The 13,233-nt window shown below is 38.6% G+C and carries 13 protein-coding genes and 1 pseudogene; 13 read left to right on the plus strand and 1 reads right to left on the minus strand.

Annotated elements, in window-relative coordinates:
• The first annotated feature begins 171 nt into the window (after positions 1 to 171).
• The 7 genes from MKZ18_RS02145 to rlmD all read left to right on the plus strand — a co-directional run bounded on the left by MKZ18_RS02145 (position 172) and on the right by rlmD (position 7,029).
• Positions 172 to 1,698: a recombinase family protein gene (locus tag MKZ18_RS02145; protein WP_061785526.1), complete on the plus strand. Its 1,527-nt coding sequence runs from the start codon at positions 172 to 174 to the stop codon at positions 1,696 to 1,698.
• Positions 1,699 to 1,821: 123 nt separating this feature from the next.
• Complete coding sequence (locus tag MKZ18_RS02150; RefSeq protein WP_025908669.1) at positions 1,822 to 2,013, plus strand: SE1561 family protein; 192 nt, start codon at positions 1,822 to 1,824, stop codon at positions 2,011 to 2,013.
• Between the two features lie 102 nt (positions 2,014 to 2,115).
• Entirely contained in the window at positions 2,116 to 2,733 is a 618-nt protein-coding gene (locus MKZ18_RS02155) for an NUDIX hydrolase (RefSeq protein ID WP_025908670.1), read from the plus strand.
• A gap of 20 nt (positions 2,734 to 2,753) precedes the next feature.
• Entirely contained in the window at positions 2,754 to 2,903 is a 150-nt protein-coding gene (locus MKZ18_RS02160) for a hypothetical protein (protein WP_174521186.1), read from the plus strand.
• 139 nt (positions 2,904 to 3,042) lie between these two features.
• Positions 3,043 to 4,584 (plus strand): fumarate hydratase, encoded by a 1,542-nt coding sequence (locus MKZ18_RS02165; protein ID WP_144594241.1) that lies wholly within the window; start codon positions 3,043 to 3,045, stop codon positions 4,582 to 4,584.
• A gap of 78 nt (positions 4,585 to 4,662) precedes the next feature.
• Positions 4,663 to 5,490 (plus strand): delta-lactam-biosynthetic de-N-acetylase, encoded by an 828-nt coding sequence (gene pdaA / locus MKZ18_RS02170; RefSeq protein WP_025908672.1) that lies wholly within the window; start codon positions 4,663 to 4,665, stop codon positions 5,488 to 5,490.
• Between the two features lie 144 nt (positions 5,491 to 5,634).
• Positions 5,635 to 7,029: a 23S rRNA (uracil(1939)-C(5))-methyltransferase RlmD gene (gene rlmD, locus MKZ18_RS02175; RefSeq protein WP_061785528.1), complete on the plus strand. Its 1,395-nt coding sequence runs from the start codon at positions 5,635 to 5,637 to the stop codon at positions 7,027 to 7,029.
• A gap of 61 nt (positions 7,030 to 7,090) precedes the next feature.
• Here rlmD and MKZ18_RS02180 read toward each other — a convergent pair whose 3' ends face one another.
• Complete coding sequence (locus MKZ18_RS02180) at positions 7,091 to 7,303, minus strand: hypothetical protein (RefSeq protein WP_061785529.1); 213 nt, start codon at positions 7,301 to 7,303, stop codon at positions 7,091 to 7,093.
• Positions 7,304 to 7,439: 136 nt separating this feature from the next.
• On the opposite strand from MKZ18_RS02180, the pseudogene MKZ18_RS02185 reads away from it, so the two are divergent.
• The 6 genes and pseudogenes from MKZ18_RS02185 to MKZ18_RS02210 all read left to right on the plus strand — a co-directional run.
• Positions 7,440 to 8,056 (plus strand): annotated as a pseudogene (locus tag MKZ18_RS02185) (MFS transporter); the annotation flags it as partial.
• 232 nt (positions 8,057 to 8,288) lie between these two features.
• Positions 8,289 to 8,855, plus strand: coding sequence for a DUF4256 domain-containing protein (locus MKZ18_RS02190; protein WP_222482978.1), 567 nt, complete (start codon positions 8,289 to 8,291; stop codon positions 8,853 to 8,855).
• A 370-nt stretch (positions 8,856 to 9,225) separates the two neighbouring features.
• Positions 9,226 to 10,488 (plus strand): Y-family DNA polymerase, encoded by a 1,263-nt coding sequence (locus tag MKZ18_RS02195; RefSeq protein ID WP_318757144.1) that lies wholly within the window; start codon positions 9,226 to 9,228, stop codon positions 10,486 to 10,488.
• Between the two features lie 18 nt (positions 10,489 to 10,506).
• Positions 10,507 to 10,839, plus strand: coding sequence for a YolD-like family protein (locus MKZ18_RS02200; protein ID WP_078990389.1), 333 nt, complete (start codon positions 10,507 to 10,509; stop codon positions 10,837 to 10,839).
• Between the two features lie 129 nt (positions 10,840 to 10,968).
• On the plus strand, positions 10,969 to 11,505 hold the full coding sequence (locus MKZ18_RS02205; RefSeq protein ID WP_340842954.1) for a WGR domain-containing protein: 537 nt from the start codon (positions 10,969 to 10,971) through the stop codon (positions 11,503 to 11,505).
• 170 nt (positions 11,506 to 11,675) lie between these two features.
• On the plus strand, positions 11,676 to 12,995 hold the full coding sequence (locus MKZ18_RS02210; RefSeq protein WP_078990387.1) for a hemolysin family protein: 1,320 nt from the start codon (positions 11,676 to 11,678) through the stop codon (positions 12,993 to 12,995).
• The last annotated feature ends 238 nt before the right edge of the window (positions 12,996 to 13,233 follow it).

Below are 13,233 nucleotides of genomic sequence, written 5' to 3' on the forward strand. Positions count from 1 at the left end.
ATCTTATTAGTCCATATATATTATGAGTACTAAATATCATGTATGTCAATGTAAAATACCTTGAGATATGGAATGTAATAAATCTTGCATCTTTTATAAAACTTGATATAATTAAATTTACAAATATAACCAATTTAACTGTAATCCCTTGAGGAAAGGAGATATAGCATAATGGCTATAAAGAAAAGAACGTTAGTAGCTATTTATGTCAGAAAATCACGATTAAAAAATGATGACTCTCTTGAGATTGCAAGACAAGTTGAACTGCTTACGGATTACGCAAAAATTAATAATATGGATTATGAAATATTCTCCGAGGAGTGGAGTGGAGAGGATTGGGATAGACCTGAATTAAAGCGAATGTTTGTAAATTTAAAGAAAAATGTCTATGATGGTGTACTTGTTACAGATCAGGATAGGCTGACAAGAAATAAGAAAGACTTTGAAACTTTTGTGGAGTTTGCTAAATCTGAAGGATTATTGCTCTACACACTAGATAAAATTTATAATTTTATTAACGCTGATGATGTTAATGAGTCAAATACACAGACAGAAATAGATAATCATTTTATAGAAATTACTAAAAGAAAACTGCTTAGAGGAAGAATCCATGCTATAAAAAAAGGAGTTTATTTTGGTATAGCTCCGTATGGTTATATGAAAGATGAATATAAACATCTATTGCCTCATCCAAAAGAATCTCAAACCGTTAAAGATATTTTTGATATGTATGTAAATAGAAAATTAAATCAAGCGGAAATTTGTCAGATATTAACGATTAAAGGTAAGAAAACAAGAGCAGGAAAAGTTTTTACACCGCGATCTACTTCGCTCATTCTTTCTAATGTGGCATATATAGGAGTGGTAAGTTATAAATTACAAGAGGAAAGTGCAATCACTGTAGAAGGTGCTCATCCTGCTTTAGTAAGTATGGAAGTATTTCAACAAGCTCAAAGTATTAGGCTAGAAAAAAGAAAAGTACCTCAAAAATCCCAAAGAGGTATATATACATTATCAAAGTTGTTAGAGTGCTCTTGCTGTCAGCAAACACTGTCTTTTTGTATGAAGTATAGTAAAAGGGAGTATAAAAATACATTAGACAAATCAGGGCGAGAACTTTATATTCTTAATTGTTATGCTTCAAAAGGTCAAAAAGCCAAGTTGGAACATAAACTATCCGGTTTGCCAAGGTGTAAAAATAATGGGGTTAGAGCTTTACGAGTACAGAAAAAAGTGTTTAAAGAGCTCAAAAGATATTTAATAGAACTTAATAAGTACACTGAGAGCATAATAAATAGAGATGAGGCGTTTTTTGAAAAGATAGCATTTAAGCAAAGTAAGCTAACTCTTCAGTATGATGAGTTAAATAAACAAAAGAAAAATGTGCAGGAAGGGTTTAGGATAGGTGTTTATGAAGCAGAAGAAGCTACTGAAGAGATAAAAAATATAAAAAAAATCCAACTTGAAATAATGGATGAATTAAAACAAATAGAGGCCATAGAGAGTAAGTTAGAGGTAGAGAGATGCAACAAAGTTAAAACTAACATAGAAACTTTACTTTCTATGGATACTATCTCTAACCCTGGTAAATCTAATAAAATTTTACACGAAATCATTAAAAAAATTTATTATTGGAAAGAAACAACAGATAATGGCGGAGAGCAACCATTTGACATTAAAATCGTTTATAAAAGTTAGCAACTATTATCAAAATGCTTTTAGTTGTCAAATGCAAAAGCATTCGTTACGATAAAAGAAATTATTTCTTTTATTAAAGTAGAAAAGCGCATTTAAATTTATCATGAGAAGGTGTAGACAAGGATGGGAAATGCAGTACATGATTCAGAATCACAAGTTCGCTATCTAAAAGAACGTTTAAATATGTTTATGCAGGTGCTTGACTCAATTGAACCTGAAACAACGGAGCTTGAAGATATCGATCGGTTAATCACAATGATTGATGACCTTGAATTAAAGTGTGAGCAGTTTAAAAAGAGCGACGATAATAAATAAGATAAGCGAAAGGGCTAAAGAGTCCTTTCGTTTTTTTTATGGATTGAAAATCTTTATGTTTCGTTATCAATTCGATATGCTAAAAAGTGGGGGGGATGAATCATGGAAATAAAGTGGTTAGACTGGGCAAAAGAGCTTCAAGCGATTGCACAGGCAGGATTAACTTATTCAAAAGACATGTACGATATTGAGCGTTTTGAAATGATTCGAGATCTCAGTATAGAAATGATGGCTAAACAAACGGGGACACCTCAGAAAGTAGTAAAAGAATTATTTGCGAATGAAACGGGGTACGCCACGCCCAAAGTGGATGTACGAGCAGTCATTTTTAAAGGCAATAAGATTCTTATGGTAAAAGAGAAGCTAGATGGCCACTGGGCACTTCCTGGCGGCTGGGCTGATATTGGTCTAACGGCTAAAGAAGTGGCTGTAAAAGAAGTGAGAGAAGAAGCAGGATATAACGTTCAGCCCATCAAGTTACTTGCTGTTTTAGATAAAAAATGTCATCCTCATCCACCGTCACCTTATCACGTTTATAAGCTATTTATTCAATGTGAAATTACTGGGGGAAGTGGCGAGTCAGGAATGGAAACGAGTGATGTTGGCTTTTTTGCTGAGGACGAGCTGCCCCCATTATCCGTAGAACGTAATACAGAAAGCCAAATTAAGCAGATGTTTGACTGTGTTAAAGAAGCGAATGTACCTACATATTTTGATTAATGGTCAGGGGGGAGAAACGTATGTTTAACCAATATCCAATTGGAGTATTAACGATTCAACATCCTGATAACGGTACAATGACCATTGCAGAAGTAATTAGAACCTATGCATGGCATGGAAAACATCATATTGCACACATTACAACGCTAAGAAAACAGAAGAACTGGTAGCCAGCTAATTCCAAGGAAAACCTTTCAGATTATAAGACAAGAGAGTATAATAAAAGTGAAATGAAGAACGGAAACGGCCGGCTCTTCTGAAAATAAAAAACGCTTACATTTATTTAGGGGACACGGGAGGAGATCTACAATGATTGAAGCTTTAAAAAAGAGTATGTACAATCTAATTGTTGAAACATCCACGAAACTACCGAAGGATGTGCGACGTGCTATTGCAGCGGCAAAAGCAAAAGAAAATGCGGGCACGCGTGCAGCGATGTCACTTGCAACAATCACAAACAACATTAAAATGGCGGATGAAAACATCTCACCAATCTGTCAGGATACGGGGATGCCGACATTTAAAATTAAAACTCCAGTTGGTGTGAACCAAATTGAAATCAAAAAAGCGATTTATTGGGCAATTGAAGAAGCAACAAAAGATGGAAAGCTTCGTCCAAACTCCGTTGACTCGTTAACAGGAGCGAACAGCGGTGATAACCTAGGTGCAGGAACGCCGGTTATTAAGTTTGAACAGTGGGAAAATGATTATATTGACGCGCGTCTCATTTTAAAAGGCGGCGGCTGTGAGAACAAAAACATTCAGTACAGTTTACCATGTGAGCTTGAAGGACTGGGCCGTGCGGGTCGTGATTTAGACGGCATTCGTAAATGCGTGATGCATTCTGTGTATCAGGCGCAAGGCCAAGGCTGTAGCGCCGGCGTCATCGGAGTGGGAATCGGTGGCGACCGTACAACAGGCTATGAGCTAGCAAAAGAGCAGCTTTTCAGAAGCTTAGACGATGAAAACTCAAACGAGCAGCTAAAAGAGCTTGAGGAGTATGTGATGGAAAATGCCAATAAGCTTGGCATTGGTACAATGGGATTTGGCGGTGAAACAACGCTTCTTGGCTGTAAAGTTGGCGTTATTAACCGTATCCCAGCAAGCTTCTTCGTATCGGTTGCGTACAACTGTTGGGCATACCGTCGTCTTGGCATTAAGATTAATGCAGCGACAGGTGACGTAACAGAATGGCTATACCAAGAAGGTGAAGAAATTGACTTCTCTGAACAAGCGGAGCAAGCAGAAGATAAAGTAGCGAATAAAACGCGCGAAGTTGTTCTGCAAGCACCAATTACAGAAGAGCAAATTCGTGAGTTAAAAGTAGGTGATGTGGTAACGATTAACGGCATGATGTATACGGGCCGTGACGCAATCCACAAACACTTAACAACGAACGATGCGCCAGTTGACTTAGACGGCCAAATCATTTACCACTGTGGTCCAGTTATGTTAAAAGACGATGCGGGCAACTGGAAGGTAGCAGCGGCAGGTCCAACCACAAGTATTCGTGAAGAGCCTTACCAAGGTGATATTATGAAGAAATTTGGTATTCGTGCTGTCATCGGTAAAGGTGGAATGGGACCCAAAACCCTAGCGGCTCTACAAGAGCACGGAGGCGTATATTTAAACGCAATCGGCGGCGCAGCGCAGTACTACGCAGATTGCATTAAGAGCGTTGAAGGCGTGGATTTAATGCAGTTTGGTATTCCAGAAGCAATGTGGCATTTAAAAGTTGAAGGATTCACAGCAGTTGTAACGATGGATTCTCACGGCAATAGCTTACATGCCGATGTTGATAAATCATCGCTTGAAAAACTTGAGCAATTTAAAGAGCCTGTTTTTAAATAACTGGCAAAAAGTAGCGAGCATACGTAAACGAAAAGGATGGATACTAAGCATAAACTGACCTTTGGAAAGGAGCACGTTATGCGTAGATTCATCCTTTTCCTCGTTGTTTTAGTAGGCGTAACGATCCCAGTTTCAGCACAAACCTATTCAAATAAACCGATTAGCTGGGGATTTCAAAAAAGTAAAAACCACAAGCCGGCTGATGCAGGAGCTTCCCATGAAAAGCTTTTAAAGAAATATGAAGCTTTTTACCTTGGCGATACGAAGAAAAAAGAAATTTATCTTACGTTTGACAATGGCTATGAAAATGGCTACACGGCAGACGTTCTTGACGTGTTGAAAAAGCGTAAAGTACCGGCAACGTTCTTTGTGACAGGGCATTATCTAAAAGACCAACCAAAGCTGATTAAACGAATGGTACGAGAAGGCCATATTGTTGGAAATCACTCTTGGCACCACCCGGACTTAACTCAAGTAAACGACAAGCGTTTTAAAGAAGAGTTACAAAAAGTAGAAGATAAATACAAAGATATTACCGGACGAGATGATATGCAATACATTCGCTCACCCCGCGGCGTCTTTAGTGAACGAACGCTGGCTTTATCAAAAGAGGAAGGCTATATTAACGTTTTTTGGTCACTGGCATTTGTGGATTGGATGACGGATGCACAAAAAGGCTGGCGTTATTCCTATGACAACATTATGGCTCAAATCCACCCCGGTGCGATTTTACTTCTTCATACTGTTTCAAAAGATAACGCCGAAGCGCTTGATAAAGCAATTCGTGATCTTCAAAAAGAAGGATATACGTTCAAAAGCATTGATGACCTCGTATTTGAGCGTGAAAAAGTAGCCCCAATTGAGAAAAAAAAGCCTACCGATATGACAGAGCAACGAACTCCTTAAAATCGACAAGAATCCTTGTCGGTTTTTTTGTCGTGAAAGTGTTATAATATGCCTTGGTTCTTTTTTAAGAAAAACATCATCGGTTTTATGAAAAGGTAAAACCGTGCATAAATAGAAACAGAAACTATAATCGGAGTTGTTAGAATGAATAAACCTAAACAAGAAATGAAGGTTCAAAAAGGACAAACCTTTCCGCTTACTATTAAGCGTCTTGGTATTAACGGTGAAGGAGTAGGGTACTTCAAACGCCAAGTTGTCTTTGTTCCTGGTGCGCTGCCAGATGAAGAAGTAGTTGTTGAAGCAACGAACGTACAGCGTAACTTTGCGGAAGGTCGTATTAAGCGTATTCGTAAAAAATCACCACAGCGCGTTAACCCGCCCTGTCCCATCTATGAGCAGTGTGGAGGCTGCCAGCTTCAGCACTTGTCGTATGAAGGCCAGCTTGATTCAAAGCGTGACATTGTCTCACAAGCCTTTGAACGTCATAGCTCATTGAAAAACGTTGAGTCAAAAATCAAATCAACAATTGGTATGGAAGATCCGTGGCGTTACCGAAACAAGTCACAGTTTCAAGTTGGAATGGACAAGCGAAAAGTCATTGCCGGCCTATATGGAATCAATTCACACCGCTTAATTGACATTGAAAACTGTCCGATTCAACATCGCGCGACAAATCACGTGACAAAAGAAATGAAGCGTATTTTACAAGATTTAAAAATTCCTGTGTACGACGAGAAAAAGCGTGGTGGGGTTGTTCGTACAATTGTGACGCGCGTTGGATTTGAAACAGGTGAAGTGCAGCTTGTTTTAATTACGGCACAAAAAGATATTCCGCGTAAAGACTTACTACTAGAGGAAATCAAACGTTGTCTACCGGAAGTGAAATCTGTTGTTCAAAACGTAAACGGTCAAAAAACATCGCTAATCTTTGGTGATGAAACGTTTACGCTAGCAGGCAAGCCAGTCATTCAAGAAACGCTAGGAGATATCTCATTTGAACTATCAGCTCGCGCTTTCTTCCAATTAAATCCTCAGCAAACCGTTAAGCTTTATGACGAAGTGAAAAAAGCAGCGGCGCTAACAGGAGAAGAAAAAATCGTTGATGCTTACTGTGGTGTTGGAACGATTGGTTTATGGCTAGCGGATGACGCCAAAGAAATCCGCGGAATGGATACCATTGAAGAATCAATTGTGGATGCGCGTAAAAATGCGAAAGATCACGGCTTTGAAAATGCAACATATGTAACAGGGCCAGCTGAACAATGGTTACCAAAATGGGTAAGTGAAGGCTGGAAGCCGGATGTTATTGTTGTGGATCCACCGCGTACGGGCTGTGACGAAAAGCTTTTAAAAGCAATTTTACAAGTGAAGCCGAAGAAAGTTGTGTACGTATCTTGTAACCCATCGACTCTTGCAAAAGACGTCCAAATTCTTTCAAAGTACTACAAAGTAAAAAACGTACAGCCAGTCGATATGTTCCCTCATACGGCTCACGTTGAGTCTGTGACGACATTGAAGTTGAAAAGTATGCATAAATAAGAATGTACTAAAGACCCAAACCTCGCGTGGTTATGTGCGATTTTTGGGTTTTTTTGTCTCTTTAACTTTCCTCATCAAGTTCCATTAGTTCTCTTGCAATAAGGAATACAGAAATTTCAAATGCATCTATACGTCGCCTAGCTAAAGTGATTTGAGATTTGTACCTGCTGGGAATTTCTTTTGCTTCTAGCGTTTTGACGGTTTCTCTGAGCTTATGTAAAGTTGAATCAATTTGACGTTTTGCTTCAACTAATTCAGATTTTGAGAATTCCACTAAAATACCTCCGTTGATTATTTTTTAGTAGTAAATGAGCTGCTTTTATTTTGTAAAGATATAGTATCATAGAAAGAGTAATTATCTGTTTTTTATGTAAGTAATCATATTTTTTGAGGGGTGGTTCAGTTAGTTTATGACAAACATAAGCACTGCAAAAGAAATACATAGCTACGTGCTTTCGGAAGAAAAGCAACAAGCGCTCTATAAACGTATTTTATTCATTGTTAGTATTTCACAAATACTTGGCGGTGCAGGGCTCGCTGCAGGAGTAACGGTTGGTGCACTGATTGCCCAGCAGATGCTAGGAACAGAAGCTTATGCAGGAGTTCCTTCTGCGTTATTAACTTTTGGATCAGCCGGAGCAGCGCTGCTAGTGGGCAGACTTTCACAACGATATGGACGGCGTATTGGGCTATCAACTGGCTTTCTCTTTGGTGGTATCGGTGCAGTTGGGGTCATATTGGCAGCTATTCTAAACAGTATTGTACTGTTATTTGCTTCGTTGCTAATATACGGAGCAGGCACAGCTACAAATCTGCAAGCTCGCTATGCGGGCACAGACTTAGCCAACAGCAAGCAGCGAGCCACAGCGATTAGTACGACAATGGTGTTTACGACATTCGGTGCCGTAGCGGGTCCTAACTTAGTAGGCGTGACGGGAGAATTTGCCCAGTCAATCGGGTTTTCATCTCTCTTACAGGTCCGTTCATGTTAGGAGCTGCAGGTGGAGCTTTATCAGGAGTGATTGTAGCAGGTTCAAGCTTTCCCACGTTATCATTAGTTGGAGGGATGCTTTCATTGTTATTGATTCCAGTTGTAGCATGGCAGAGAAGAAGTAAACAGTAAATGCATTTGTGAAAAAATAATATTTGGGAAGGAAACCTTCTTACTGGTTAGAAAATAAGCTAGTATAATAAATATGTTCGTCTTTACCTTTATTTTTTTATGAAGCTATTTCGAGAGTTGCCAAGGAGGCTTTAATATGACAAATAACGAAAAGCAGTTGTCACCTGAACAGAGTGAAGAAATTATTACAGTATTGAGAGAACGTTTTGAAAAAAATATAGATCGTCATCCAGAGCTTGAATGGAGCAAAGTAGAAGCAAAGCTCAAAACAAATCCTGAAAAGCTCTGGTCCCTTCATGAAATGGAGCGAACTGGCGGCGAGCCAGATGTGATTGATTATGATACAGAAACGGATGTATACACGTTCTATGATTGCGCAGTAGAAAGTCCAAAAGGACGTCGAAGCGTTTGTTACGATCGTGAAGCGCTGGAATCAAGAAAGAAGCACAAGCCTGAAAATACGGCTATTGATATGGCTACGGATATGGGAATTGACCTTTTAACGGAAGAACAATATCGATATCTACAGGAGTTTGGAAGCTTTGATAATAAAACATCGAGTTGGGTACAAACACCAGACCCTATTAGAAAGCGTGGTGGAGCTATCTTTTGTGATCGTCGCTATGACACAGTCTTTGTCTACCATAACGGAGCGGATTCTTACTATTCTGCCAGGGGCTTTCGAGGTCTATTAAAGGTTTAAACAATATTTATTTAACCCTAAATTCTTTGAGTTAGAGAAAGAATTTAGGGTTTTTTATCATTTGTCTCTTTTATTTTAAAAAACAAGCCAAAAGCAATGTTTCTGTGTCTAATAAGTATAGGGAGAAAGGAAAGGGTAGGTCTAGGAGTATAAAGAGATTGAACTTGCCCCAAGTGTGGTGGATTTAAAGAAGGGTAATACATAGAAAATAGTAAAAAGAGTAGAGTTAATTCTGCCATCCGGCTTTGTTAAGTCTGAAATCAGCTTCATTTCCGTTTGAGATAGTTCAAAAAAATTTATTGATTAAAGAACACTTGTTCGTATATAATAAGAACAAATGTTCTTTAATTTCTTTTGAGGAGTTATTTTTATGGATTATAGTCAATTACCGAACAGAGTCATTATTTGTATTGATATGAAGGCATTTTTTGCATCGGTTTCTTGTGTGATTAGGGGATTGAATCCATTGAAAGTAAAACTTGCTGTTGTGGGAGACACGAAGCGGCCTGGCTCGGTTGTTTTAGCAGCTACACCCTTGTTAAAGAAAGAAGGAATCAAAACCGGCAGTCGGCTGTTTGACATTCCTAAAAGAAAAGACGTTTATGTGGTAAACCCATCTATGAAGCGCTATATCAAGGCTTCTAACTATATTTCAAGCTTGGTACTACAGTATGTAGCGCCTGAAGATTTTCATGCATACAGCATTGATGAATTGTTTATTGATGTGACAGCTTCTCTACATTTATTTGCCAAAACTCCTGAAGAATTAGCCCATCGAATACGTGATGAAATCTACCAAAAGACGAGGTTAACAGCCACTGCAGGAATAGGCCCCAACCTCTTATTAGCTAAAATCAGCTTGGACCATGAAGCGAAGAACAGCTCATCGGGCGTTGCCTATTGGCGCTATGAGGACATTCCTATTAAACTATGGTCAATTCATCCATTGAAAAACTTCTGGGGGATTTCATCGGCTACGGAAAAACGATTACACCGTTTAGGCATTACGACTATAAAAGAGCTTGCGCTTTCTTCCAAAGAGATGTTGAAAAAAGAGTTTGGTGTTATGGGAGAAGAGCTTCACCAACATGCTAACGGAATTGATTTTAGCCGTATTTCTGATGTGTATGTTCCAAGCTCTCGTTCTTTTGGAAAGAGTCAAATTTTATTTCAAGACTATACAAGTCGAAAAGAAGTGGAACTTTTGCTATTGGAGCTGTTAGATGACGTCTGTTTTCGATTGCGTATGCACCAAGTGGTGGCTCAAACTGTTCATTTATCCATTGGCTACAGTAAGCAAAAAGGAGGATTTTCCAAGCAAAAGAAAATGATGCGGGCGTCAAACTTGACCCAAGATATCTTTCCATATTGTTTAACAATCTTACATACATTTGATAGTGGAATGCCTATTCGATCGATTGGTATTTCGCTATCAAAAACCAGTATTCAAAGAGAAGAGCAAATGAGCTTATTTGAAGATAGTGATCAGCGTGAAAGAGCCTACGCGCTTTCCAAAACGGTTGATGATATTCGGCTACGCTACGGAAAGAACAGTATTCTACGAGCTTCAAGCCATCTCGATCACTCAACAGCTCACTATCGAAATGGCCTCATTGGGGGGCATAAAGCATGATAAGAAAGAGGGGATTTTATGCAAAATAGAGGAATGAAAAAATGGCGACCATTTGCAACAATGCCAGAGCAATATATAGGTATACAAAACATAATTAATAAACAATTGGAAGTTTCACAGCCAGTTTTAGCCGAAGATCAAATAGAGCACATGAACTTTACTTTAATTGAAGCATTACATGCAAATCGAAAAGTTTATCTTACATACTACAAGCAAGGGCATTATATAACGGAAACAGGATTCATTCAGTTTGTCGATTCATTGAGGGCCCTTTTTGTTTTTATTGACGATGCATTAGGAGCCAAACGTAAAATGAAATTAAGTGAGCTGATTGATGTACGGTTTGTGTGAAGCACGGTCACTTAACAACCTCATATTTTGTAAAGTAACAGTGACTATTTTAGTTTGTAATCAGAAAAAATAGTAAAAAAATTTTCGAAATACATAGTATAATTTACTTAACAAAAGTCATAGGGGGTAATGAGTGTGATCAAAATGCTGAAAGAAGTAAACGGTGAGCTCCTTTATTGGGAAGTCTGGGAAGATGAGAAAACGTTATTGATTCACTATGGACGAGTTGGAGATGCAGGCGAGACTCAAGAAAAGAAACTATCGCGACTTCACAATGCAGAAAAGTTAATGGAAGCTCTCGCAGAAGCAAAAGTTGATGAAGGCTATGATTACATAGATGAAGATGGGCTTATCGAGCTGGTTGTACAGTATAGCTATGAAGATGGGGAAATGGAAGAAGTACTTGATAAGAGACATCACGTTGAGGATTTAATGAATGAATGCTTAGGGTGGACAGGTAATGGCTTCTGCGATGGTGGAGACATTGGAAGTTTCACAGCGAATATTGTAAACTATGTGATTGACCCCGAGAAAGCCACTCAAACTATTATCGAAAATCTTGAAAAGAACAACTTACTTGAAGGTGCAAAGATTGCCTATTTAGATGATGACAGCGATGAATACGTGGCGCTTTATCCAGAAGGAGTAGAGTTTGAATTAATTTAACACCGTTATTGATAAAAAGCATTTTGTTACTCTTTACATAAATAAAGTGAGAAGAAGAGTAGTGGTTACTCTTCTGACTATACCATAACAAATAAACGTAATGGTATTACTTATTGTTCAAGCGGGTAAGTTAACTGTATATTATTACATTAAAGGTCGGTGAAAAACTCTTGAATAGTATTTGGATTTCAATCGTTATTGTTTTAATCCTTATTGTCGCAAATGGACTCTTTGCGATGACCGAAATTGCAATTGTAACGTCTAAAAAGAATCGACTTGAAAAATTAAAAGAACAAGGTGACCGCAGAGCTGCATATGCATTAAAGCTTGCTGAGGATCCAAACCAGCTGTTATCAACCATTCAAATTGGAATTACGTTAATTGGTGTAATAACAGGGGCATTTGGAGGAGCCACAATTGCCCGGCAGCTATCAGGCTATGTAGACCAAATTGATGCTTTGTCTGCGTTTAGCTATCAGTTAAGCTTTATCATTGTGGTAGGTCTATCTACATACTTGTCGTTAATTATTGGGGAACTGGTCCCAAAGCGAATTGGATTAAACAATCCAGAAAAAACGGCATCGATTGTGGCAAAGCCAATGTATTACTTCTCAAAAATTGGTAAACCTCTTATCTTTATCTTAAGTAAATCAACAGAGTTTGTATTAAAAGTGCTGAGAGTAAAGCCAAATGATGAGCCAGATGTAACGGAAGAAGAGATTACTCAGCTGATTGAACAAGGCGTATATAGCGGAGTTGTTGAATCCATTGAACAAGATCTTGTGGAACAAATCTTTTACTTAGGAGATAAGCGATTAGGCGATATTTTAACACCACGCCCTCAGCTCGTATGGCTTGATTTAGAAGATCCATTAGAGGAAAACATCAAGATAATGAAAGAAAATTCATATTCTAGGTTTCCTGTAGGAGAGGGAACGCTTGATAATTTTAAAGGAATTGTTCATGCGAAAGACATGTTTGCAAAGCTAGTATCTGATGAACATTTTGACTTGACAGAATGTATACGTCAAACAATCATTCTTCCTGAATCAATGAAAGCTTTTCAAGCGATGGAGATGTTGAAGAAATCTGCACACCACGAAGCGATTGTAATCGATGAATATGGAGGGGTGGAAGGATTAGTTACTCTTCACGATGTATTTGAACATATTATTGGTGAGATGCCAGAAGAGCACGAAACAGAGCTTCAAATTGTCCAGCGTAACGAAAATTCTTGGCTTGCAGACGGGCTGATTCCAATCGATACATTTGTGAGGTATTTCGACCTTGAAGGCGTCGAAAACCTAACGAGCAATAAAAATTTTCATACCCTTGGTGGTTTTATCACCAGCCAAAAGGGAGAAATTCCTAAAGTAAAAGATGAAGTTCGCGTAGGGGATTTGTTATTGGAAGTGGTTGATATGGATCAGTTTCGTGTAGACAAGGTGATGGTTTCAAGAGTTGAAGAAAGTTCATTAGGTGAAATGTAGCAATGGTATATAAAATAGTATGAAAAGCGAGACTGAGACATAAGTAGTTCAGCCTCTACTATACCTGAACGATTGAGAGTTCATAACTTTTAATCGTTCAGGTTTTTTGGTTGATTGTGAAAACAATGTTGGAAACAGGGTGGAATGGAGCGTAGGACACTCGACGCCTGCGGGAAAGAGAGGGAAAACTGAGATCCCGCAGCGCAGCGAGGAAGCTCAGGTTCCTCCCCGCGGAAAG

Source organism: Priestia sp. FSL W8-0001 (assembly GCF_038050335.1).
Classification (GTDB): Bacteria; Bacillota; Bacilli; order Bacillales; family Bacillaceae_H; genus Priestia; species Priestia flexa.

Coding starts and splice junctions, on each gene's coding strand:
- MKZ18_RS02145 (WP_061785526.1), top strand. CDS start 172: ATGGCTATAAAGAAAAGAACGTTAGTAGCTATTTATGTCAGAAAATCA.
- MKZ18_RS02150 (WP_025908669.1), top strand. CDS start 1,822: ATGGGAAATGCAGTACATGATTCAGAATCACAAGTTCGCTATCTAAAA.
- MKZ18_RS02155 (WP_025908670.1), top strand. CDS start 2,116: ATGGAAATAAAGTGGTTAGACTGGGCAAAAGAGCTTCAAGCGATTGCA.
- MKZ18_RS02160 (WP_174521186.1), top strand. CDS start 2,754: ATGTTTAACCAATATCCAATTGGAGTATTAACGATTCAACATCCTGAT.
- MKZ18_RS02165 (WP_144594241.1), top strand. CDS start 3,043: ATGATTGAAGCTTTAAAAAAGAGTATGTACAATCTAATTGTTGAAACA.
- pdaA (WP_025908672.1), top strand. CDS start 4,663: ATGCGTAGATTCATCCTTTTCCTCGTTGTTTTAGTAGGCGTAACGATC.
- rlmD (WP_061785528.1), top strand. CDS start 5,635: ATGAATAAACCTAAACAAGAAATGAAGGTTCAAAAAGGACAAACCTTT.
- MKZ18_RS02190 (WP_222482978.1), top strand. CDS start 8,289: ATGACAAATAACGAAAAGCAGTTGTCACCTGAACAGAGTGAAGAAATT.
- MKZ18_RS02195 (WP_318757144.1), top strand. CDS start 9,226: ATGGATTATAGTCAATTACCGAACAGAGTCATTATTTGTATTGATATG.
- MKZ18_RS02200 (WP_078990389.1), top strand. CDS start 10,507: ATGCAAAATAGAGGAATGAAAAAATGGCGACCATTTGCAACAATGCCA.
- MKZ18_RS02205 (WP_340842954.1), top strand. CDS start 10,969: ATGAGTGTGATCAAAATGCTGAAAGAAGTAAACGGTGAGCTCCTTTAT.